The organism is Janthinobacterium sp. Mn2066, assembly GCF_049319705.1.
Lineage (GTDB): Bacteria > Pseudomonadota > Gammaproteobacteria > Burkholderiales > Burkholderiaceae_D > Janthinobacterium.
Map to the genome: position 1 here is coordinate 171,611 of NZ_JBMOUF010000001.1, position 22,633 is coordinate 194,243.

Annotated in this window: 21 protein-coding genes and 1 tRNA gene; 11 read left to right on the forward strand and 11 right to left on the reverse strand. The window is 63.1% G+C overall.

From position 1 onward, the window contains the following. Positions 1–10: 10 nt before the first annotated feature. From ACL9RI_RS00765 to ACL9RI_RS00790, 6 genes are all read left to right on the forward strand, one after another. Entirely contained in the window at positions 11–655 is a 645-nt protein-coding gene (locus ACL9RI_RS00765; protein WP_422724700.1) for a 3-oxoacid CoA-transferase subunit B, read from the forward strand. 27 nt (positions 656–682) lie between these two features. Further along, positions 683–1,885 carry a 3-oxoadipyl-CoA thiolase gene (gene pcaF, locus ACL9RI_RS00770; protein ID WP_422724701.1) on the forward strand — a complete coding sequence of 401 codons (1,203 nt, stop codon included), beginning with the start codon at positions 683–685 and terminating at the stop codon, positions 1,883–1,885. Between the two features lie 52 nt (positions 1,886–1,937). Then, positions 1,938–3,227, forward strand: a complete 1,290-nt coding sequence (locus tag ACL9RI_RS00775) for an MFS family transporter (RefSeq protein ID WP_422724702.1) — start codon at positions 1,938–1,940, stop codon at positions 3,225–3,227. 87 nt (positions 3,228–3,314) lie between these two features. Beyond that, on the forward strand, positions 3,315–4,010 hold the full coding sequence (locus ACL9RI_RS00780; RefSeq protein WP_422724703.1) for a fumarylacetoacetate hydrolase family protein: 696 nt from the start codon (positions 3,315–3,317) through the stop codon (positions 4,008–4,010). 3 nt (positions 4,011–4,013) lie between these two features. Then, positions 4,014–4,343, forward strand: coding sequence for a thioredoxin family protein (locus ACL9RI_RS00785; protein WP_422724704.1), 330 nt, complete (start codon positions 4,014–4,016; stop codon positions 4,341–4,343). A gap of 478 nt (positions 4,344–4,821) precedes the next feature. Then, complete coding sequence (locus ACL9RI_RS00790) at positions 4,822–6,096, forward strand: MFS transporter (RefSeq protein WP_422724705.1); 1,275 nt, start codon at positions 4,822–4,824, stop codon at positions 6,094–6,096. Positions 6,097–6,151: 55 nt separating this feature from the next. Here ACL9RI_RS00790 and ACL9RI_RS00795 read toward each other — a convergent pair whose 3' ends face one another. The 7 genes from ACL9RI_RS00795 to ACL9RI_RS00825 form a co-directional block, all read right to left on the reverse strand. Beyond that, positions 6,152–8,590, reverse strand: coding sequence for a TonB-dependent siderophore receptor (locus ACL9RI_RS00795; RefSeq protein ID WP_422724706.1), 2,439 nt, complete (start codon positions 8,588–8,590; stop codon positions 6,152–6,154). A gap of 72 nt (positions 8,591–8,662) precedes the next feature. Then, positions 8,663–9,646 carry a FecR family protein gene (locus ACL9RI_RS00800; RefSeq protein WP_422724707.1) on the reverse strand — a complete coding sequence of 328 codons (984 nt, stop codon included), beginning with the start codon at positions 9,644–9,646 and terminating at the stop codon, positions 8,663–8,665. Next, positions 9,643–10,170: a sigma-70 family RNA polymerase sigma factor gene (locus ACL9RI_RS00805; RefSeq protein WP_422724708.1), complete on the reverse strand. Its 528-nt coding sequence runs from the start codon at positions 10,168–10,170 to the stop codon at positions 9,643–9,645. Before ACL9RI_RS00805 ends, ACL9RI_RS00800 begins: the two co-directional genes overlap by 4 nt. Positions 10,171–10,347: 177 nt before the next feature. Next, positions 10,348–10,424 (reverse strand) — tRNA-Met (locus tag ACL9RI_RS00810). A 75-nt stretch (positions 10,425–10,499) separates the two neighbouring features. Continuing rightward, positions 10,500–11,456 (reverse strand): tRNA (adenosine(37)-N6)-dimethylallyltransferase MiaA, encoded by a 957-nt coding sequence (miaA, locus tag ACL9RI_RS00815; protein WP_422724709.1) that lies wholly within the window; start codon positions 11,454–11,456, stop codon positions 10,500–10,502. Between the two features lie 57 nt (positions 11,457–11,513). Then, a complete protein-coding gene (mutL, locus tag ACL9RI_RS00820) occupies positions 11,514–13,424 on the reverse strand; it encodes a DNA mismatch repair endonuclease MutL (protein ID WP_422724710.1) in 1,911 nt (636 codons plus the stop codon). Positions 13,425–13,483: 59 nt separating this feature from the next. Next, positions 13,484–14,443 (reverse strand): peptidylprolyl isomerase, encoded by a 960-nt coding sequence (locus ACL9RI_RS00825; RefSeq protein WP_422724711.1) that lies wholly within the window; start codon positions 14,441–14,443, stop codon positions 13,484–13,486. 245 nt (positions 14,444–14,688) lie between these two features. On the opposite strand from ACL9RI_RS00825, the gene ACL9RI_RS00830 reads away from it, so the two are divergent. Together ACL9RI_RS00830 and ACL9RI_RS00835 are read left to right on the forward strand one after the other, a co-directional pair. Further along, entirely contained in the window at positions 14,689–15,339 is a 651-nt protein-coding gene (locus ACL9RI_RS00830; protein ID WP_183675189.1) for a VTT domain-containing protein, read from the forward strand. Between the two features lie 179 nt (positions 15,340–15,518). Continuing rightward, entirely contained in the window at positions 15,519–16,574 is a 1,056-nt protein-coding gene (locus tag ACL9RI_RS00835) for a carbonic anhydrase (protein WP_422724712.1), read from the forward strand. Positions 16,575–16,627: 53 nt separating this feature from the next. Here ACL9RI_RS00835 and ACL9RI_RS00840 read toward each other — a convergent pair whose 3' ends face one another. The 3 genes from ACL9RI_RS00840 to tsaE are packed head-to-tail and all read right to left on the reverse strand — an operon-like array spanning position 16,628 to position 19,343. Beyond that, entirely contained in the window at positions 16,628–17,467 is an 840-nt protein-coding gene (locus ACL9RI_RS00840) for a D-hexose-6-phosphate mutarotase (RefSeq protein ID WP_422724713.1), read from the reverse strand. 14 nt (positions 17,468–17,481) lie between these two features. Then, positions 17,482–18,891, reverse strand: a complete 1,410-nt coding sequence (locus ACL9RI_RS00845) for an N-acetylmuramoyl-L-alanine amidase (protein WP_422724714.1) — start codon at positions 18,889–18,891, stop codon at positions 17,482–17,484. Then, positions 18,855–19,343: a tRNA (adenosine(37)-N6)-threonylcarbamoyltransferase complex ATPase subunit type 1 TsaE gene (gene tsaE / locus ACL9RI_RS00850; RefSeq protein ID WP_422724715.1), complete on the reverse strand. Its 489-nt coding sequence runs from the start codon at positions 19,341–19,343 to the stop codon at positions 18,855–18,857. Before tsaE ends, ACL9RI_RS00845 begins: the two co-directional genes overlap by 37 nt. A 96-nt stretch (positions 19,344–19,439) precedes the next feature. Between tsaE and queG the strand changes: the two genes are divergently transcribed. Continuing rightward, the gene (gene queG / locus ACL9RI_RS00855; protein WP_422724716.1) at positions 19,440–20,531 is read left to right on the forward strand and encodes a tRNA epoxyqueuosine(34) reductase QueG; all 1,092 of its coding nucleotides are present in this window, start codon (positions 19,440–19,442) and stop codon (positions 20,529–20,531) included. A 3-nt stretch (positions 20,532–20,534) separates the two neighbouring features. Here queG and ACL9RI_RS00860 read toward each other — a convergent pair whose 3' ends face one another. Continuing rightward, on the reverse strand, positions 20,535–20,879 hold the full coding sequence (locus ACL9RI_RS00860; RefSeq protein ID WP_422724717.1) for a DUF3052 family protein: 345 nt from the start codon (positions 20,877–20,879) through the stop codon (positions 20,535–20,537). Positions 20,880–21,049: 170 nt separating this feature from the next. Here ACL9RI_RS00860 and ACL9RI_RS00865 point away from each other — a divergent pair, with 170 nt between their 5' ends. Next, positions 21,050–21,688 (forward strand): helix-turn-helix transcriptional regulator, encoded by a 639-nt coding sequence (locus tag ACL9RI_RS00865; RefSeq protein ID WP_422724718.1) that lies wholly within the window; start codon positions 21,050–21,052, stop codon positions 21,686–21,688. A gap of 28 nt (positions 21,689–21,716) precedes the next feature. Further along, entirely contained in the window at positions 21,717–22,541 is an 825-nt protein-coding gene (locus ACL9RI_RS00870; protein ID WP_422724719.1) for a siderophore-interacting protein, read from the forward strand. Positions 22,542–22,633: the final 92 nt, after the last annotated feature.

Below are 22,633 nucleotides of genomic sequence, written 5' to 3' on the forward strand. Positions count from 1 at the left end.
AGACAATCACATGAATAAATGGAATCGAGACCAGATGGCGGCCAAGGTGGCGGCCGATATCAAGGAAGGCGCGGTAGTGAACCTGGGTATCGGTTTGCCGACCCTGGTAGCCAACCACTTGCCCGCCGGTGCAGAAATTATCTTGCACAGCGAAAACGGCGTGATCGGCATGGGCCCGGCGCCCGTACCCGGTGCAGAAGATTACGACCTGATCAATGCAGGCAAGCAGCCCGTCACTTTGCTCGCTGGCGGCAGTTATTTTCACCATGCGGACAGCTTTGCCATGATGCGCGGCGGCCACCTGGACATTTGCGTGCTGGGCGCGTTTCAAGTATCAAGCACGGGCGACCTGGCCAACTGGCACACGGGCGGCGCCGACGCGATTCCCGCCGTGGGCGGCGCGATGGACCTGGCCATCGGCGCCAAGAAAACCTGGGTCATGATGGAATTGCTGGCCAAAACGGGCGAGAGCAAGCTGGTGCCGGCCTGCACGTACCCGCTGACGGGCATCGGCTGCGTCAGCCGCATCTATAGCGACCTGGCCGTGATCGACCTGGGGTCGCATGGCGCCAAGGTGGTCGAACTGGTGGAGGGGATGACCCTGGAACAATTGCAAGCCTTGACGCCGGTGCCGCTGGCGGACGGACGTTGTTAGAACAACCCCTTTCTTGGAGGAAAGAACATGACCCATGCTTTTATTTGTGACGGCCAGCGTACGCCGTTTGGCCGTTACGGCGGCAGTCTGTCGGGCGTGCGGACCGACGACCTGGGCTCCGTGCCGATCCGCGCCTTGATGGCGCGCAACCCGAACGTGGATTGGGACGCCGTCAGCGACGTACTGTACGGCTGCGCCAACCAGGCTGGCGAAGACAACCGCAACGTGGCCCGCATGGTGGCCTTGCTGGCCGGTTTGCCGATGTCGGTGCCGGGCGCGACCCTGAACCGCCTGTGCGGTTCGGGCCTGGACGCCATCGGCAGCGCGGCGCGTTTTATCAAGAGCGGCGAAGCGGGCCTGATGATCGCGGGCGGCGTGGAAAGCATGAGCCGCGCACCATTTGTGATGGGCAAGGCTGACAGCGCGTTTTCGCGCAGCATGAAGATGGAAGACACGACCATCGGCTGGCGTTTCATCAATCCCGTGATGAAGGCGTTATACGGTGTCGACTCGATGCCGGAAACAGCGGAAAACGTGGCGGTCGAACACGGCATCAGCCGCGCCGACCAGGACCGGATGGCCTTGTCCAGCCAGCTCAAGGCGCTGGCCGCGCAGCAGGCGGGCGTATTCGACAGCGAAATCTGCCCCGTCACCATCGCGCAAAAGAAAGGCGATGCCATCATCGTCAGCCGCGACGAGCATCCGCGCGCCACCACCCTGGAAACCCTGGCGAAACTGAAACCCGTGGTGCGGGCCGATGGCACGGTGACGGCGGGCAATGCGTCCGGCGTCAACGATGGCGCGGCAGCCTTGCTGCTGGCCGATGAAGCCAGCGCCGTTCGCTACGGCTTGACCCCGCGTGCGCGCGTGGTGGCCATGGCGACAACGGGTGTGGCGCCCCGCGTGATGGGCATCGGCCCCGCGCCGGCCACCTTGAAAGTGCTGGCCATGACGGGCATGCGCCTGGAGGACTTCGATGTGATCGAACTCAATGAAGCGTTTGCCGCGCAGGGCCTGGCCGTGATCCGCCAGCTGGGCTTGCGCGACGACGATGCGCGCATCAATCCGAATGGCGGCGCAATGGCGCTCGGCCATCCGCTGGGCGCTTCCGGTGCGCGGCTGGCATTAACGGCCGTCAACCAGTTGCACCGCACGGGTGGCCGCTACGCCCTGTGCACCATGTGCATCGGCGTGGGCCAGGGTATTGCCCTGGTGCTGGAACGCGTTTGACACTGCAGCTAGCCGGCATCGCCGGCTTTTTCGATTTGAAAAGAAGAATGATATGACTGACACTACGCAAGATCTTGCACAGCTCACTTCGGGGCAGCGCATCAAGGCCATCATCGGCGCCTCTTCCGGCAACCTGGTCGAATGGTTCGACTTCTATATCTACTCGTTTTGCTCGCTGTATTTTTCGCACGCCTTTTTTCCTTCCGGTAATCCGACCACGCAACTGCTGCAAACGGCCGGCATCTTTGCGGCTGGCTTCCTGATGCGCCCCGTGGGCGGCTGGCTGTTTGGCCGCATCGCCGACAAATACGGCCGCCGCAAGTCGATGATGATTTCCGTGCTGATGATGTGCGGCGGCTCCTTGATGATCGCCATCACGCCCACTTACGCCACCATCGGCGCGCTCGCGCCGTTTTTGCTGCTGCTGGCGCGCCTGTTGCAGGGCTTGTCCGTGGGCGGCGAATACGGCACCAGCGCCACCTACATGAGTGAAGTATCGGAATCGGGCAAGCGCGGTTTCTATGCCTCGTTTCACTATGTGACCCTGATCGGCGGCCAGTTGCTGGCCTTGCTGGTGCTGGTGATCTTGCAGCAACTATTGACCCTGGAACAGTTGCGCGCCGGAGGCTGGCGCATTCCCTTTGTCTGCGGCGCCATCGTTGCCCTGGTCTCGCTGAACCTGCGTAAATCCCTGACGGAAACGACTACCGCCCACGAGCGCAAGGGCAAGGATGCGGGCAGCTTGCGTGGCTTGCTCAAGCACAAGCGCGCCTTCATTACGGTGCTGGGCTTTACGGCCGGCGGCTCGCTGGTGTTCTACACTTTTACCACCTATATGCAGAAATACCTGGTCAACACGGCCGGCATGAATGAAAAGATGGCCAGCGCCGTCATGACCTGGGCCTTGCTGGCCTATATGATCATGCAGCCGATCTTTGGCGCCCTGTCCGACCGCATCGGCCGCCGCACCTCGATGCTGTTCTTCGGCGGCCTGGCCACCATCTGTGTATTGCCCATCATGCATGCGCTGAAAGACATCAGCAACCCGTATGTGGCGTTTGGCCTGATCGTCATCGCGCTGGCCGTGATCAGTTTTTATACCTCGATCAGCGGCTTGATCAAGGCGGAAATGTTTCCCGTCGAAGTGCGCGCGCTGGGCGTCGGCCTGTCGTATGCGATCGCCAATGCCACCTTCGGCGGTTCGGCCGAATACGTGGCGCTGCAATTCAAGGCATGGCATGTGGAATCGTATTTTTATTGGTATGTTTCCATCATGTGTTTAATCTCTTTCATTGTTGCTATCCGCATGCCGGACCCGGGTCGCTCGGGCCTGCTGAAATAGCCTAATCGTCGTAGAATAAGGCATGGCAGCGACCGTCTGCCATGCTCACGTGTCATATCCTCTCTGTTCCACCTCCAGGAGCTTTTCATGTCGTATGTTATTACCGCACCCGTCCAGCCCAGCGTTCCTGTCGTCGGCAGCACCGACACCTTTCCCGTCCACCGCATCTATTGCGTAGGCCGCAACTATGTCGACCATGCCAAGGAAATGGGCCACACGGGCCGCGAAGCGCCTTTCTTTTTCATGAAGCCGGCCGACGCCGTGCTGCCCGTGGCCGCTGGCGTGACGGGTGAATTGCCGTATCCGGCGCACACTGCCGACTTCCAGCACGAGATGGAACTGGTGGTGGCCATCGGCAAGGGCGGCAGCGACATCGCCGCTGCCGATGCCTTGCAACACGTATGGGGTTACGCCGTGGGCCTGGACATGACGCGCCGCGACCTGCAGGGCGAAGCGAAAAAACTGGGCCGTCCATGGGATACGGGCAAGGCCTTTGAACAGTCGGCGCCGATCGGCCCCATCACGCCCGCCGCGCAGGCAGGCGAGATCGGCAAGGCTGCCATCACCCTGCACGTGAATGGCGTCTTGCGCCAGGGCAGCACCACCGATCTGCTGATCTGGAATGTGGCCGAAACCATCGCCGACCTGTCGAAATATTTCACCCTGCAGCCAGGCGACCTGATCTACACGGGCACGCCAGCGGGCGTGGCGGCCGTGCAGCGCGGCGATGAACTGGTCGGCGCGATTGCCGGCCTGACCGACTTGCGCCTGAAAGTGGTGTAAGCCATGATCAGCGAACTCTATGCCGTGGCCCAGCCTACGCGGGCCCAGATCGACGCCCTGGCGGGACCGGCCTTGCTGGAGTTCGGCACCGGCTGGTGCGGCCATTGCCGCGCCAGCCATGCACCGTTGGCCAGCGCCTACGCCAGCCACCCTGGCGTGCCGCATCTGCGCGTGGAAGATGGCCCCGGCCGCGCGCTGGGCCGTTCGTTCCGCGTCAAGCTGTGGCCGACCTTGATCTTCCTCAAGGATGGCCAGGAAGTGGCGCGCCTGGTGAGGCCGCTCGATAGTGCGGAGATCGACCAGGCATTCGCGCTGATCGATACGACAACGTAAATTGGGGTCAGACCCGACGGGTCTGACCCCAGTACTTCTTGCCGCACAGTACCCCAGCGCGTATTATTAGTGTTTACAGCAAGATCAACGGCATCTGTCAAACGATGCCGGCGCGATCATCAGCGGCCCGCTCCACCCGGAGCGGCTGCAGGCAAGCACTCACCACAGTGACGATGCCGCGATGTTCCAGCAGGTCTGGCATGGAGTGCCTGGCGATACGCCGGGTTGGACCACGTCTCTCATCCCCTGACGACCTTCCTGCCGTGCCCCGGTTTGACCCGGATGGCGCACGACCGTTGTTTCTCTGACCGGCAATAGCACGGCGCATCTGCGCGTGAAATATGTTTTCAAATTCACCAGCCATAAAGTCCGCGCGCGGCTATGATATGTCCACGACGCGTCGAGACAACGCTGAGCTGCTGCCTGAACAAACATCCAGAGAATGGCCTTTAGACACCCTCCCGAAGGAGCGCAGTACATGAGTAGCCCCCCCAAGAAAAATTCCCCCGGCACCGTATTATTTGCCAGCCTGATCGGCACCACCATCGAGTTCTTCGACTTTTATATCTACGCCACTGCCGCCGTGCTGGTGTTCCCGAAACTGTTTTTCCCTGCCGGCGACCCGTCGGCCGCCGTGCTACAATCGCTGGCCACGTTTGCCATCGCCTTCTTTGCCCGCCCGATCGGCTCGGCCGTGTTCGGCCACTTCGGCGACCGCATCGGCCGCAAGGCCACCTTGGTGGCCGCCTTGCTGACGATGGGCATTTCCACCGTCATCATTGGTTTGCTGCCGACCTATGCCGCCATCGGCACCCTGGCGCCGCTGCTGCTGGCGCTGTGCCGCTTCGGCCAGGGCCTGGGCCTGGGGGGCGAGTGGGGCGGCGCCGTCTTGCTGGCAACGGAAAACGCGCCACCGGGCAAGCGCGCCTGGTATGGCATGTTTCCGCAACTGGGCGCACCGATCGGCTTCTTCCTGTCGGGCGGCATCTTCTTGCTGCTCAGCGAAACCATGACCGATGAGCAATTCTTCAGCTATGGCTGGCGCATCCCGTTCCTGGCCAGCGCGCTGCTGGTGATCGTGGGCCTGTATGTGCGCCTGAAGATCACGGAAACGCCGGACTTCCAGAAAGTGCTGGACAAGAACGAGCGCGTGAAATTGCCGGTCGCCACCGTGTTCCGCCAGCATGGCCGTATGTTGATTTTGGGCACCATCGTTGCCCTGGCCACTTTCGTGCTGTTTTACCTGATGACCGTGTTCGCGCTGAGCTGGGGCACGACCAAGCTGGGCTTTACGCGCAAGGAATTTTTGATCGTGCAACTGTTTGCCGTGCTGTTCTTTGCGCTGACGATTCCATTTTCGGCCGTGCTGGCCGACCGCCGCGGCCGCCGCGCCACCATGATCTGGGTGTCGGCAGCGATTGCCATCTTCGGCCTGGTGCTGGCGCCCATGTTCGGTTCGGGCGTGACCTGGGAAGTCACCCTGTTCATGGCCGTCGGCCTGGGCCTGATGGGCATGACCTATGGCCCGCTGGGCACCTTGCTGTCCGAACTGTTCCCGGCCGAAGTGCGCTACACGGGCGCCTCGCTGACCTTCAACCTGGCCGGTATTTTGGGCGCCTCGCTGGCGCCGTATATCGCCACCTGGCTGGCGACCAATTATGGCTTGCAATACGTGGGCTATTACCTGACCGTGGCAGCCTTGCTGACCCTGGGCGCGCTGCTGCTGATAGGCAAGCCGCGTACGGCGCAGTAAAGCAGGTGAAGAAAACGCCAGCGCTGCTGGCGTTTTTCTTATGTACTGCTGATGATTACCACTTCGGCGTGTACTTCAGGGTGAACTGCACGTTGCGCGGGTCGCCAAAATAATTATTGCCGCCCGTATCGTTATAGGCAGGAATCACATAACGCTTGTCGAACAGATTATTGACGTTGAGCGACAGCGCCACCTGCGGCGTGGCTTGCCAGGCCAGCCGCGCATTCCAGATGGCAAAGCCGGGCACGTCGAAGCTGCGCGTGTAATCGACCGTGTGGCTTTGCAGGTTCACGCCGCCGCCCAGGCTGAACTTGTTCCAATCGCCGGGCAGGGTATAGCCGGACCACAGGCGCAGCATGTGTTTTGGCGTCCAGGTGGAAAATACCTTGCCTTGCTCATCCGGATCGTCGAGGTAGGTGGTGGCCGTGTAGGCGTAGCCGGCCGACAGTTGTAGTCCTTGCGCCACTTCGCCGCCCACTTCCGCTTCCAGGCCCTGGCTGCGCACCTTGCCGGCCGCGCGCGAGCAGTACCAGCCGTCGCAGGCAAAGCCGGCCGCGTAATCGGTCACGGCGCGGTTCTTGTGCTCGTAGCGGAACACGGCCAGCGAGGTATTGACCTTGCCGTCCAGCAGTTCCCCCTTGATGCCCGCTTCGTAATTGGCGCCCGTGATGGGCTTGAGGATCTGGCCTGCCACATCGTGGTTGGTTTGCGGCGTGAAGATATCGGCGTAGCTGGCGTAGGCCGACCATTGCGGAGTGAGCGCGTAGAGCAGACCTGCCGATGGCGTGAACTTGGCCGAGGCGCTGGTCTGGTCGCGGTAGCCATCTGGCGTGGCGTACACAAAGTCATACCAGCTGAAGCGCCCGCCCAGCAAGGCTTTCAGGTGTTGCGTGAGCTGGCCGTTCCAGCTGCCATACAGACCTTTCTGGCGGATGTCATAGGTGCTGAGCGAGGTCACGCCGCGCGCGGCAATGCTGTCGTAATCCTGCCAGGGACGGTGATGGTCGATATGGAAAATCTGCGCGCCCGGCGTCCAGGCGCGCGCATAGCGGTCATTTGAAGTGAAGCTGACGTAGCTGCTGCCCACTACCACTTCCTGCGCGATTCCCAAGCCATCGAACTTGCCGCGCACGAAAGCGTCGATGCCGCGCCGGCGGTTGTCGAAGTCGGTGGCAAAGTCGCCATACCGCGAGCCGCTACCATCGGCATTGATGGCGCCAGCCATGCGCTGGTGGGTGGCGCTGGTGGTTTCATTCATGCCCAGCGCCGACATCTTCAGCTGCCACTGCGGATTGAAACGGTGATCCAGGTCCGCGTAGATGGTGGTCTGTTCCATCTTGCTGCGGTTCCAGTCGCTGCCCGTGTAGGTAGAGCGGGGCAGGCCCAGCTCCGTGCCGTCCGCATAACGGGGCAGGCCGATAAACATGGGGCGGCCACGGTCATTGACACTGCTGACAGCCAGGCCGATGGTGGTGGCGGGTGCGATATCGTAGTCGAGCGCCGCATACACGGTGCGGCTCTTGCTCCATACCTGGTCGACGAATGAGTGGCTATCGTCTTCATCGATGACGGCGCGCCCGCGCAGCGTGCCTTCGGCGTTCAAGGGGCTGCTGACATCGAACTGTGCGCCATAGTGGTCCCACGATCCGGCGCGCGCCGTGACGGCAAACTGGCGCGTGGCCAGCGGGCGCTTGCGCACCAGGTTGACGGAGCCGCCCGGACTGCCCGTGCCCTCGAGCAGGCTGGAGGCGCCGCGCAGCACTTCCAGGCGGTCGTAGATGGTCATGTTTTCCTGGCCCCAGTTGCCCAGTGCGTAGGTGTTGCGGTCGATCGGCACGCCGTCGTACTGCCACTGGTCGATCTGGAAACCGCGCGCCGTGATCACCACGCCCGGTCCCACGCCATGCACGCCGACCACGCCCGTGACGTTATTGACGGCTTCGCGCAAGTCGGTAATGCCCTGGTCATCGAGGCGCTGGCGCGTCAGCACGCTGACGGACTGCGGAATATCCTTCATCGCCTGCTCGCCCTTGCCCAGGGTGATGGCGCGCGCCGTGTAGGAGCCACTACCCTCTGTGGTAGCGCCCTGGTCGGCCTGGCCGACGACGGTAATGGCTGGCATGCTGCGCTCGACTGCGGCTGACGCTGCCGGCGCCGATGCTGGCGCAGCCACCAGCACATAGCCGGTGGCCGTCTTGCCGATGGCGTAGCCGCTGCCGCGCAGCAGCACGGCAAAACCGTCATCGATGGCGTAGCTGCCTTGCAGGCCAGCAGTAGTCAAGCCTTGCACCTTGGCCGCATCGATGACGATGGACACGCCAGATTGCTGGGCATAGCGGTTCAGGGCTGCGGCCAGGGGGCCGGCCGGTATGGTGTAGCTGATAGCTGCGGGGGCAGCGGCTTGCGCAGGGAACTGCGTGCCGGTAGCCAGCAGGGCGGCCAGCGCCAGGGGGCGCAGGCGCAAGGAAAAAATAGAGCGAACGTGTACGGTCATGTGACAGCCTTGTGTGAATGATCTCAGCTGCCATGACGCACGAGAAACGCAAAGTGGAACCACGAACAGCAATTATTTTGTTTCGGGCATGTCGACCAGTACCAGGTAGCGCGTCAGCATGCGGATGCGCAGCTGCGGGAAATTGTCGGCCAATAGCTGCAGCGCCTTGTCCGTGTCGTCCAGCGGCAGCACGGCCGCCACGCGGATGTTGGCCAGCTGGGCGCGGTCGTAGCGCAGCTGGCCGGGGCGGTGGCGCGCCAACTCGTCGAGTACCTCGGTCAAAGGCTGGTCATCGACCACCAGCTGGTGCGCGGACCAGGCCTCTTGCAGGCTGGCCGCGTCGAACGATACCAGCGGACCGACGCCGTCGGACGTGATGCGCGTGCGCTGGCCCGCCTGCACCTTGACTGCCGGGTGCTGCGGCACCTGTGCCGAGACGGTCGATTCCAGCATGCTGAGCACCGTGGTTTCATCGAGCTTGCGCACGGTGAAGCGCGTGCCCAGTGCTCGCAGGGCCGCCTGGTTGCTGTCGACGATAAACGGCCGATGCTTATCCCTGGCGACCTCGACGAGCATTTCGCCCTGCACCAGCTCCACGTGCCGTTCGCCGGCGCTGAAGCGGACGTTGACGGCGCTGCCGCTGCCCAGGGTCAGGCGGCTGCCATCGGCCAGCGTCTGTGTGCGCCACTGGCCCGTGGGGCTACGCAGGTCGGCCAGCAGGTAAGAGGGGCCGACGCTTGCCGTGTAGCCTGCCGCCAGTATCACCATGGCCGCTGCGCCGGCGCTGGCCAGGCGGCGCGTGCGCTGGCGTTTCGGGGCGACGGCAGCCAGCGCGGCGCGGGCTGGCCGGACATCGCCACCGGCCTGGCCACGCACGGCGTTCAATTGCTGCAGCAGGTTTTCCATGCTGGCGGCGGCATCCGCATGCCGTGGATCGGCCGCCTTCCACGCAGCGAAACCGCTTTGTGCCGTTTCGCGCTCTGCTGCATCGTCGTCGCTGAGCCGCACGATCCAGCGCGCCGCCTGTTCGGCGAGGACATCATCGGTGGTCTTCATGCCGTCATGGCCGGGCAGGCCTGGCGGCAAGCCAGCAAGGCTTGCACCAGGTATTTTTGCACCATGCGCGTGGAGACCTTCAGCTGCGCGGCGACCACCGCTTGCGGCAGCTCTTCCAGGTAATGCAGCAAGAAGGCCTCGCGCGGCTTGCTGGACAAGTGCTGTAGCGCGTTGGAGATCTGTTCCAGCGCCTGTACCGCCATCAAGGTCTCTTCGGGCGATGGTGCACCGGGCAGGCTGTCGGCCAGCAGGGCCAGTTCGGCCAGGTAGCTGCGCTCGAGTACTTGCCGGCGTGCCCGGTCCAGCAGCAAGCGCTTGGCCGTGGTGGAGAGAAAAGCACGCGGTTCGCGCAGGCCGAACAGGGCGTCGCGCGAAGCGATGATGCGCACAAACGTGTCTTGCGCCACGTCGGCCGCACTCTGCGGGCAGCTGAGTTTCTTGCGCAGCCAGCCGAACAGCCAGCCGTGATGCTCGCTATAAAGCGCGTGCACTTGCTGCTGCAGGCTGGGCTGGACGGTGGACATGTGGACTTTATAAATGAGAATTATTCTCATTGTAAGCGCCGATGACGTTTTGCCACAATCCCCGCATGCACGGCTGTGGCGTGCAGGCCGCATGTTTAATCTTCGGCAATGAAAAAAACCGCCGCTGTACTGGACAGTGGCGGTTTTTTCGATTGCTACTAACTTACTGCTAATTCTTGGTGGTGATAGGTGGACTTGAACCACCGACCCCAGCATTATGAATGCTGTGCTCTAACCAACTGAGCTATATCACCCGACAGGCGAGCATTATCCAGTCTTCCGATTTCCTTGTCAATGCCGGTGCAAAATAATTTATGCCTTTTTCGCGACTACTGTTGCAGCTTTTGTTCAATGTGCGCCAGCATGGCGCTCGCCGGATCCGGGTCCGATGCCAGGCAATCGATGACGACGCGTTCCGGCATGGAGCGCAGCCACGTCAGTTGACGCTTGGCCAACTGGCGCGTGGCGATGATGCCTGTTTCGCGCAGGGTGGCCCGGTCGATACGGCCATCGAGGTATTCCCAGGCCTGGCGGTAGCCCACGCAGCGCATCGATGGCAAGCCCGGATGCAGGTCGCCGCGGCGGCGCAATTGTTCCACTTCGTCCAGCAGGGCGTCGTCTTTCAGCATGATGTCGAAGCGGGTGGCGATGCGGGCATGCAGCACGGCGCGGTCCGACGGTTCCAGCGCGAACGACAGCAATTGAAACGGCAACTCGGTTTTTTCGCGTTGGGCCAGCAGGGCCGACATGGGCTGGCCCGACAGGATCATGATTTCAAGCGCCCGGCCGATGCGCTGCGCATCGTTGGGCGCCAGGCGGGCCGCCGTCACCGGATCCTGTTCGGCCAGGCGTGCATGCATGGCGGGCCAGCCGATGGTCGCCGCATCTGCCTCCAGCCGGACGCGCAGCGCAGGATCTGCCCCCGGCAAATCATCGAGGCCATCGGCCAGGCCCTTGAAGTACAGCATGGTGCCGCCGACCAGCAGCGGCAGCTTGCCGCGTGCCGTAATCTCGGCCACCAGGCGCAGGGTGTCGTTGCGGAATTGCGCCACCGAATAGGCGTCGAGCGGATCGATGATATCGATCAGATGATGGGGAACCTGGGCCAGTTCTTCTTTCGATGGCTTGGCCGTGCCGATATCCATGCCCCGGTAAACCAGGGCCGAATCGACGGAAATGATCTCGGACGGGATCTGCTGCGCAATCGCCAGCGCACTGGCCGTCTTGCCGCTGGCCGTAGGGCCCATGATGGCGACGGCCAGGGGGAGGTGTGGGGTACTTGTCATATTAATTCTGTGAAGTGCTAAAAGCTGGGGGCAGACCCGCCGGGTCTGACCCCGGAGTTATTGCCCGCGCAGGAACAGCTTATCCAGCGCGTTAATTTCAACCTGCACCCAGGTCGGCCGGCCATGGTTGCACTGGTCGGCGCGTTCGGTGCTTTCCATCTGGCGCAGCAGGGCATTCATTTCCTGTACTGACAGGATGCGGTTGGCGCGCACGGCCGTGTGGCAGGCGAGGGTGCCCAGCAATTCGTTCTGGCGCTCGATCAGCACGCGCGAGCCGCCGTATTCGCGCACGTCGCGCAGCACGTCGCGCGCCAGGGTTTGCGCATCGGCGTTTTTCAGCAGGGTGGGCACGGAGCGCACGGCCAGGGTGGTGGGCGACAGGGCGGCGATGTCGAAACCCAGCGCCTTCAAGGTGTCCTGGTTTTCATTGGCGGTCGATACTTCGATCGCGTCCGCGTAAAACGTCACGGGGATCAGCAGCGACTGCACTTGCATGTCCTGTCCCGACACTTGCGCCTGCAGCGCGTTTTTCAGCTGTTCATACAGGATGCGCTCGTGCGCCGCATGCATGTCGACCAGCACCAGGCCCTTGGTGTTCTGCGCCAGGATATAAATACCGTGCAGCTGGGCCAGGGCAAAGCCCAGCGGATACTCTTCGCGCGCCATCGCTTCGGGCGTAGCGATATACGGTGCAATCTGGGTGATCGGCGAGTTGGCTGTGCTGCCGCTGCCGCCGAACAGCGCGCCATAGGCGGCCGTGTCCTGGGCGACTCCGGGCAGTTCGCCAAAGAAGGGGCGTTCCGGTGCGCCGCCTGGCGACGGTGCAAAGGTATTCGTAAATTGGGCGCCGAACGACGTTTGCGTCTGTTCGCGGCGCCAGATGCCGGGGCCGCCCGCACCATTAGTGCTGTCGCCCAGGCTGGACGCGGCCGGCAGTGGCGCCGGCACGCTGCCGAAGGCGGTGGCCGAGGTTTGCGCCAGCGCGCGCTGCACCGCGTGGAACACGAACTGGTGCACCGAGCGGCTGTCGCGGAAGCGCACTTCGATCTTCGACGGGTGGACGTTCACATCGACCAGCGCCGGGTCCAGGTCCAGCGCCAGTACGTACGACGGGAAGCGGTCGCCGTGCAGCACGTCCTGATACGCCATGCGCACCGCATGCACCAGCAGCTTGTCGCGCACGAAACGGCCATTGACATAAAAGAACTGACCATCGGCGCGCGCCTTGGACGCGGTCGGCAAGCCGGCAAAGCCGTGCAGACGCAAGTTCCCTGCCGATTCGTCGAGCGCCAGGCGCGCTTCGGCAAATTCATTGCCCAGGATATGCGCGCTGCGCTTGGCCAGTTCGCTGATATTCCACTGGTCGATGGTGCGGCCATTGTGCGATAGCGAGAACGACACGTCGGGCCGCGCCAGCGCGATGCGGCGTACGACTTCGGCGCAATGGCCGTATTCGGTCTGTTCCGATTTCAGGAATTTGCGCCGCGCGGGGGTATTGAAATACAGGTCTTGTACATCGACCGTGGTGCCCGGCGCGCCCGAGGATGGGCCGACGTTGCCCAGGTGTGAGCCGACGATTTCCCAGGCATGGGCGGCGTCGGCCGTGCGCGATGTCAGGGTGACGGCGGCCACCGAGGCGATCGACGCCAGCGCCTCGCCGCGAAAACCCAGGGTGCCCACGTTTTCCAGGTCGCTCAATGAGGCGATCTTGGACGTGGCGTGGCGCGCCAGGGCCAGCGGCAGCTGGTCCTTGGCGATGCCGCGCCCGTTATCGGTAATCGCAATGCGCTTGACGCCCCCTTCTTCCAGCCGCACCGTGATTTGCGTGGCGCCCGAATCGAGCGCGTTTTCCAGCAATTCCTTGACCACGGCAGACGGCCGCTCCACCACCTCGCCGGCGGCGATTTGCGAAATCAGCTGGTCAGGCAGGGCCTGGATGGGGCGGTGGGGGGGAATGGGCGCGTTCATGCGGTAGATTATACCGGGGTCAGACCCGGCGGGTCTGACCCCAGCATTTGCCTGTGGGTCTATTTCACCGCTTCCCGCACCGGTATCGGCGCACTGCACACGTCGATATGCCCAGCCTTGACCTTGCTCCACGGGCCGCCCCGGTTGCGCTGGGCTTCCAGCACGGCCTGGTAGGCGGCGCTGTCGGTGCGCATCACTTCCAGATGGCTGCGCTGTTCGGGCGGCACGTCGGCAGCCAGGCGGATCGATTTGATCGGCACGTTTTTTTCGGGGCTGTCATAAAAGCCCATAGCCCCGGTGCCACGCGGCAGGGTCGATAGCAACGGCATGCCGGAAACGACACGGCCAACCACCGTGATGTCGCGGTCCAGGTGGCGCGGCGACTGGCCGATGACGGCGTACAGTTCGGTGCCGCCGCCGCTATCGCTGCCATTGTCGCGGCCCACGCCCACGGTGCCATAGCAGTGCGTCAGCCAGGCCGTGCCGCTTTGCGGGTCGCGCGCGGAAGGAAAGCCGTTCGAATAACCCACTTGCGGCGCATAGCCATCGGCGTCAGGCAGGCGCGTAAAGCTTTTCACGTTTTTCAGCGGCACCGTGAATTCGCCGGGCAGGGTGCGCTGCGCATGCAGGATGGCTTTCGGATTTTTTTCATCGGGGTCGCCCCATTGCACTACCCAGTTATCCTGCGCGCGCGTGATCGCCAGGCCGTCGTAATAGTGCTCGGCGACCAGCGCCTTGATATTGGCTACGTGTCTGGGCGCGAAGTCGGGCGCCAATTCCAGCACCACCCGGCCAGCCGGGATGTCCAGGTACAGGGTGTTGTTCGGGTCCAGCGGGCGCCAGTCTGAAGGTTGGGATGCCTTGATCACGTCGGCGGCGGTGGTGACCGGTGCCAGTTCGGCCGGCGCGGCGATGCGTGGCTGCGGCGCGGGGCCAGCCTGGACTGCGATGCAGGGCAGGGCCAGTGCGAGGGCCAGGGGCAAACTATTCAGGGTATGTCGATACATGCTTGAGGGCATAGAGGGTCTCCAGGTGGGCGCCGTTTGCGCCAGGTGGAAAGTGTATACCGGAATGACAATGTTTCGGCGGAAATGCTCCGCAGCATGGCGATGCTGGTGTTTCCTTAACCTTTACTTAAAATGGCAAGACAAATAAGGGATGCTCAGGGGCGCTGCAAAATTAATCACAAAATATCGGCCCGCAGACTGCCGTCGCGCCTGTCCGGTGGTGTATGATTCCGCCGCTACCTTTAGGGAAAAAACATATGGATTTAGTGCAATTTCTTGACATGATCGTCCATGTCGACAAGACGCTGGGCATCTTGATTGAACAGTATGGCACGCTCGTGTATGCCGTGCTTTTTGCCATTATTTTTTGCGAAACAGGCCTGGTGGTGCTGTTTTTCTTTCCTGGTGACACTTTATTATTTATCGCCGGCGCCTTTTGCGCGACGGGACAGATGCACCTGGGCTTGCTGATCGCGCTGCTGGTGACGGCTGCCATCACGGGCAACACATTGAATTACTGGATAGGCGAGGCCATCGGGCATCGGGTGTTTACCCATGATTACCGCTGGATCAACAAGGACGCCATGCGCCGTACGCATGACTTCTTTGAAAAACACGGCGGCAAGACGATTATCCTGGCCCGTTTCGTGCCGGTGGTGCGCACGTTTGCGCCGTTCGTGGCCGGCATTTCCGACATGACGCATGCGCGCTTCCAGATGTACAACATCACGGGCGCCCTGCTGTGGGTGGTGGGCCTGGTGACGGCCGGCTACTTCTTTGGCAATATCCCGTGGATCCGCGACCACCTGACCATCATCGTGCTGGTCGGTGTCGGCGCCGCCGTGGTGCCCGTGGCCCTGGGCGGCATCTGGAAACTCTACAAGAAAATGACCAACCGCGCGGCGTAATCCTGACGCCCCAGCGTTTTACCGATCCAGGGCCCATGCGCCGCAGCGCCGCCTGCAGCCTGCCCTGGAGCGGTTTCCCTCCCGCTCCCTCGTTTTGCTGCTCGCTTTACTTCCCGCTGATTCAAGTTTTATTGCTTTCCAGCCGTAAACCAGTAGGTATTCTTACTTTCTGGATTTCCATGCGACACTTGAGCGCCCTGTTAGCTTGCAGCCTTGCCGCCATGGCGGCCATGGCAAGCGCCAAAGATGCCCCCGCGTCCGACTCGTCTGCCGCATCGGCCCCGGCTAGCGGACCCGTGTCGGCGTCCGCCCGTGCCGCTGCCGTGAAAACCCTGACCGAATCCGTGAAAGGCAAGCCGCCCGCGAAGGTGCCCGTTAATGTGGCGCCCACGGCGCGCGACAAGGAAGAAGCGTCCGAAGTCGACCTGTCCGAACGCATCGCGGCGCGGCTGGCTGAAATGCGCGCTACCCAGGCAGCGCGCGCGGCCGCCCGCGCCAGGAGGGCCGCCGTGGCGAAAGCGGCGGCGCCAGTCGCGCCACCAGCGCCGCCAGTCGCGCGCGGCACCCACTGGTCGTACGAAGGCGATAGCGGCCCGGCCAACTGGAGCAAGATCAATGTGGACTGGGCCAAGTGCAGCACCGGCAACCGCCAGTCGCCGATCGATATCCGCGATGGCATGAAGGTCGACCTGGAGCGTATCAGCTTTGACTATCACCCCTCCTCGTTTAATGTGGTCGACAATGGCCATACGGTGCAGGTGAGCGTCGGCAGCGGCAATTACATCACGGTGCAGAACCGCATGTACGAGCTGCAGCAGTTCCACTTCCACCGGCCGTCGGAAGAGCGCATCAATGGCAAGGGCTTTGAAATGGTGGTGCACCTGGTGCACCGCGACGCCGAAGGCCGGCTGGCCATCCTGGCCTTGCTGCTGGAACGGGGCGAGCCGCAGCCGACCATCCAGACCGTGTGGAATAACCTGCCGCTGGAAAAATTCGATACCGTCAGCCCGTCGATCCTGCTCGACCCGGCCAACCTGCTGCCCGAGCGACGCGACTACTACACCTTCATGGGCTCGATGACGGAGCCGCCGTGCAGCGAAAACGTCTTGTGGCTGGTGATGAAACAGCCGGTGCAGGCGTCGGCGGCGCAGATGGCGCTGTTCAGCCGTTTGTATCCCTTGAATGCGCGGCCTATACAGCCGACCAATGGGCGTATCATCAAAGAGTCCAACTAAATCCGGGGTCAGACGGGGACGCCGAGTTCCGACGGGTGACCCCGGCATTCGAACTAGATAAATTCCAGCTGCTGGCGCCCATTCCACTCGGCGCCGGCGGCCAGCAAATCCGGCTGGATCAGCGCCGGCTCGATGCAGATGAAGTGCGGGTATTCGTCGTCGTCCAGGTCGGGCAGGGCGGCGGCGTCCTGCGCGCCGGGGTTCCAGACGACGGCGTCCGTAAAGCCTTGCTGGGTCATCTTCAGGACCGAACCGCCGGCATGCAGGCTCAAGGGACCGGGCAACTGGTAATAGATGCGGTCCAGTTTATCGGCAAACTGCAGGTGCTCTTCGGCCTGCAGCGCGTCTTGCGGCGTGTCGTCGGAGTAGCGCACGTGCTGCAAGCCCTCGATGCGGGCCGTGCTTAATTGATCGATGTTGTAATAGGTGTGCAGGGCGGCCGAAAACGGGAATGCCTGGTCGCCGGTGTTCTGCACCGTCAAACTCAGTTCCAGCTTGTGTGCGTGCACACGCACGCGCAGGCGCAAGGTAAAGGCGTAGGGCCAGGCGGCGGCGATGGCCTCGGGCAGGTCGGTGTGGTGCAGGCTGAATTCGGCAAACGCAGCGCCATCGTCCACGCCGTGCGGACCCGCCTGCCAGGTCGAGACGCGCGCAAAGCCGTGGCGCATGCCGTTGCCGCGCGCGCCAAACTGGGGAAAGATCACGGGCACGCCGCCACGGATGGCGCGGCTGCCATCGAGGGCGGAATCACGGCTGCAGAACAGGCGCTGCTGGCCATCGGCCGTGCGCCACGACACCAGGTGGCCGCCGTACAGGGTGACGGTCGCCTCCGCCCCATCGGCGGCACGGATGGTCACGGCCGGCAGCTGGCCAAAGGTAGTCGTGTTGCGCATGCGGGACTTTCGTATCAGGCCGAGCGACTTTTCGCCAGCGGCGGATTCTTGGCAAAATAATTCTTGATGCCGGTGACGATGGCGTCGGCCAGCTGGTCCTGGTAGGCATTGTCGGTCAGCTTGGCTTCTTCTTCCGGATTGGAGATGAAGGCCGTCTCGATCAGGATCGACGGGATGTCCGGCGCTTTCAGCACGGCGAAGCCGGCCTGTTCGACGGAACCCTTGTGCAGGCGGTTGATGCCGCCGATTTCGCGCAGCACGGCGGAACCGAGCTTCATGCTGTCGTTGATCTGCGCCGTCGTCGACAGGTCCAGCAGCACGCTGGCCAGTTGCTGGTCGTGGTTCTTGACGTTGACGCCGCCGATCAGGTCGGCCTGGTTTTCCTTGTTGGCCATCCAGCGCGCTGCCGACGAGGTGGCGCCTTTTTCGGACAGCACGAACACCGACGAGCCGCGTGCGCTCGGCTGGATGAAGGCGTCGGCGTGGATCGAGACGAACAGGTCGGCCTGCACCTTGCGCGCCTTTTCCACGCGCATGCCCAGCGGCACGAAGAAGTCGGCGTCGCGCGTGAGCATGACGCGCATGTTCGGCTGCATTTCCAGCTTGGACTTGAGGCGCTTGGCAATCGACAGCACGATGTCTTTTTCACGGCTGCCGCGGCTGCCCGTGGCGCCCGGATCTTCGCCGCCGTGACCAGGATCGAGCGCGATGGTAATCAGGCGCACCACTTTCTGGCCTGGCTGGGGACGCGCCTCGGGGCGCGGGTCTTGTCTAACCTCTGGGCGCAGTTCGGGCCGCACGTCAGGACGGATTTCGGCTGGCGGCGCCACGGCCACCGGCGGCTTGCCGCTGTCGGGCAGGGGCAGCGCTGGCGGCGGCGTACGCGTATCGGCCATGGGCGGCTTGGCCGGATCGCTGGACCAGTCGCCCTTTTCGATCATTTGCGCGATCAGGTCCGGTTCCTGCACCGGATACAGGTCGAAGATCAGACGATGGTTGTAGGAGCCGGCCGGCGGCAGGGTAAACAGCTGCGGCCGGACTTCTTCTTTCAGGTCGAACACCAGGCGCACCACATTGGGGCGGTTCTGGCCCACGCGCACCTGCTTGATGTACGGGTCGTTCGACTGGATCTTGGCCACCAGGCCTTTCAGCGTGGGATTGAGTTCCAGGCCCTCGATATCGATCACAAGGCGCTCCGGATCTTTCACGATGAAGTGGGTGGCCTTCAGGATGCTGTCGTTTTCCAAGGTGACGCGGGTATAGTCCGCTGCCGGCCAGACGCGCACGGCGAGGATCTGTGCAGCCATCGCCGGCAGCGGCGCGAAGACGGACAACAGCAGGGTGCCGCCAGCCTTGAGTACCGTGCGCCGCGTGATCGGCGAGGTAATCAAAGGTTCGGGGCGAATTTGAGACGGTGGAGGCATGACAGACCCAATTCAGAAGACGCCTGCAATTCTACATCACGTCCCGCCCCGGCAACGCTCAAATATATATTCAAATCGGCCGGCGGCAGGATAGGTTCGGCTTTTTCCGGCCATTCGACGATGCAGATATTGTGGCCATTGAAGTCTTCGCGGAAGCCCGCGTCGAGGAATTCCTCGGCACTGCCCATGCGGTACAGGTCGAAATGGATCACTTGCACGGCCTGGCCATCGAGCTGCACCGAGTATGGTTCTGACAAGGTATAGGTGGGGCTTTTCACGTGGCCCGTGTGGCCTGCCGCATGCAGCAGGGCGCGCGTGAGGGCCGTTTTGCCGGCGCCCAGGTCGCCGTGCAGATAGATCGCCAGGCCAGGCGCCAGCGCACGTGCCAGGGCGGCGCCCAGCGCGGCCGTGCCGGCTTCGTCATGGAGGTGGGCTTGGAAGTGTTCGGTCATGGTCTTCGGTATCGCATAAAATAGAGGCTTGTGTCATTGTAACCGCCTGCGTCCCTGCCGTTTCGCTTAACTCCCCATTCGTTCCGATAAATCCCCATGCCTGCTACCGTCACCGATCTCGATGCCCTGGCGCGCTCCATCAAATTATGGGGACGCGAGCTGGGGTTTGCCGAGGTGCGCATCGCCGACGTGGACCTGGCCCACATGGAAGCGCCGCTGCAAGCCTGGCTCGATGCAGGGTACCACGGCGAGATGGAGTACATGGCGAGCCATGGCATGAAGCGTGCGCGCCCGGCCGAACTGGTACCGGGCACGGTGCGCGCCATCAGCGCCCGCATGAACTATCTGCCGGCGGCGATGGGCGAGGACTGGCGCGCGCGCGAGAAGGCGCGCGACGACGATCCGTCGGCGGCCGTGATTTCCGTGTATGCGCGGGGCCGCGACTATCACAAGGTGATGCGCTCGCGGCTGCAGCAACTGGCCGAACGCATCAAGGGAGAGATCGGCGACTTCGGCTACCGCGTGTTCAGCGATTCGGCGCCCGTGATGGAGGTGGAACTGGCGCAAAAGGCGGGCCTGGGCTGGCGCGGCAAGCATACCTTGCTGATCAACCGCCAGGGCGGCTCCTTCTTTTTCCTGGGCGAGATCCTGATCGACGTGCCGCTGCCGGTGGACCCGCCCGAAACGCCGCACTGCGGCCAGTGCAGCGCCTGCATCCAGGTCTGCCCGACCCAGGCGATCCTGGCGCCGCACCAGCTCGATGCGCGCCGCTGCATTTCCTACCTGACCATCGAACTGAAGGGCGCCATACCCGTCGAGATGCGCCCGCTGATCGGCAACAAGGTGTATGGCTGCGACGATTGCCAGACCATCTGCCCGTGGAACAAGTTCGCCCAGCGCGCCGTGGTGCCCGATTTCGACGAGCGCCATAGCCTGGGCAGTGCCGGCATGGTGGCCTTGTTCGCCTGGACGGAAGAGGAGTTCAGCCGCCGCATGGAAGGCAGCGCGATCCGCCGCATCGGCCACGAACGCTGGCTGCGCAACCTGGCCGTCGGCATGGGCAATGCGGCCGCCAAGGCGCCGGGTCAGCCCGACATCGTCGCCGCGCTGCTGTCGCGTCGCGCGCATCCATCGGCGATGGTGCGCGAACATATCGAATGGGCGCTGGCGCTGCACGGCGCCGCTTGATTTTTATAGCTGTTTCAGGCGCAGCGCCGACCATTCGGCGTCGATGGCGATCATCGCCACGCTGTCGAGTCCCACATCTTGCGCATACTCGCGGATATCGTCGCGGTGGATATCGCTGCCCGCCTTGATGCCGCCCTTGCGGTACGCCACCCAGATGGCGCCGCCCGGCGCCAGGCGCGCCTGCGCCTGCGGCAGATAAGCTTCCAGCTCAAGGCGGTTGCGCGCAAACAGCAGCAGCCAGTCCGCGTGCGCGTCCTCCTGCACCCATCTTTCCTGCGGCAGCTGCGCCAGCAGGGCCGCCTGCTCGCCGCCCTGATTGAGTACAGCCAGGGACTGTGCATTTTTCACATACATTTTCTCAAGAACGGTTTTTTCCGGCATGGTTGCGCGCGCTGTGAATGGTGGGAAGCCGAGCATAACAAAGGCAGAACATGCCTGCTACAAATTTTCGCTTGACTTATCGATATATCGATATAGTATACAGACACCTACTAACGATATATCTTTAAAGAGTCAACATGAGAAACTCACACCATACAGAATACGGCCATTGCGGCCATGGTCATCATCATCCCCACCATCGCGGCGAACATGAGCACTATGCCATGCACGGCCGCGGTCCGCGCGGCTTCGACGAGCGCGACGGCATGGGCGGCTATGGCGGTCCCGGTGGCCGCGGTGGGCGCGGCGAACGGCCCGAGCGCGTCTTCGGCCGCGGCGACTTGCCCCTGATCGTGCTGGCGCTGATCGAGCTGAGCCCCCGGCACGGTTATGAAATCATCAAGGCCATCGAAGAGCGTTGCGGCGGCGCCTACGCCCCCAGCCCCGGCGCCGTCTACCCGACATTGACTTTGCTGGAAGAGCAGGACTACGTGACGGCGGCCGAAAGCGCCAGCGGCAAGAAGCTCTACACCATCACCGAGCTGGGACGGGCCTACATCGCGGAAAACCGGGTGCAGGTCGATGGCATCCTGGCCCGCCTCGACATGTTTGCCCGCATCCAGGCGAAACAGTCAGCACCGGAACGCGTGCGCGAGGCCATGCATACCTTGAAACACGCGCTGATGCTGAACAAGGCCAATTGGACGGAAGCGGAAGCCGAACGGGTGGCGGCCGTGCTGGAGCACGCTGCCAATCAGATCATCGACGGGCACTGAATTCATTCTGATAAAAGGATCATCCAAGATGAGTAATGTCACTACCCCATCGCACCCGCACGCCATCGAACGCGTGCGGCATGACTTGAAACTGCGCGTGCTGACCGTCGTGCGCACCGAACAGCTGACGGCCCATATGCGCCGCATCACCCTGGCGGGCGACGACCTGGAAGGCTTTGTCTCGCCCGCGCACGACGACCATGTGAAACTGTTTTTCCCTGCGCCGGGCCAGGAAACGCCGGTATTCCCGATCCTGGGCAATGGCGCCAACCCGATCGAGTATCCGGAAGGGGCACGCCCGATTGCCCGTAATTACACGCCGCGCCGCTATGACGCGGAGCGTCACGAACTGGAAATCGATTTCGTGCTGCATGGCGACGGGCCTGCATCGACCTGGGCCGAACAGGCGAAACCCGGTCAGACCCTGGGCGTGGGCGGTCCGCGCGGCTCGCTGCTGGTGCCGCTCGATTTCGACTGGTATGTATTAGTGGGCGACCAGACGGCCTTGCCGGCCATCGCCCGCCGCCTGGAGCAGTTGCCGGCCGGCGCACGCGCCATCGCGGTGATTGAAATCGCCGAAGATGGTGAGCAGATCACGCTCGACAGCGAGGCGCAGTGCGAGGTGCGCTGGGTGCCGCGCAACGGCCGCAGCGGCGCCCTGCTGCTCGACGTCCTGCGCCAGGTGGCCTTGCCGCAGGATGGCGACGGTTACGCCTGGGTGGCGACGGAACTGGGCCAGGTGCAGGATTTGCGCCGTTATCTGCTGGAGGCGGGCTTGCCGAAGCAGCATATGCATGTGGCCAGTTATTGGAAACAAGGTTCAGCGGAACACCATCAGAATCACGACGATTAGCAAGAGCCGGGGTCAGACCCGGCGGGGGAATGCGCTCCAATGGAGCGTATTCCGATCCCGAAGGGACTGACCCCAGATTTTTACTGCGCTAA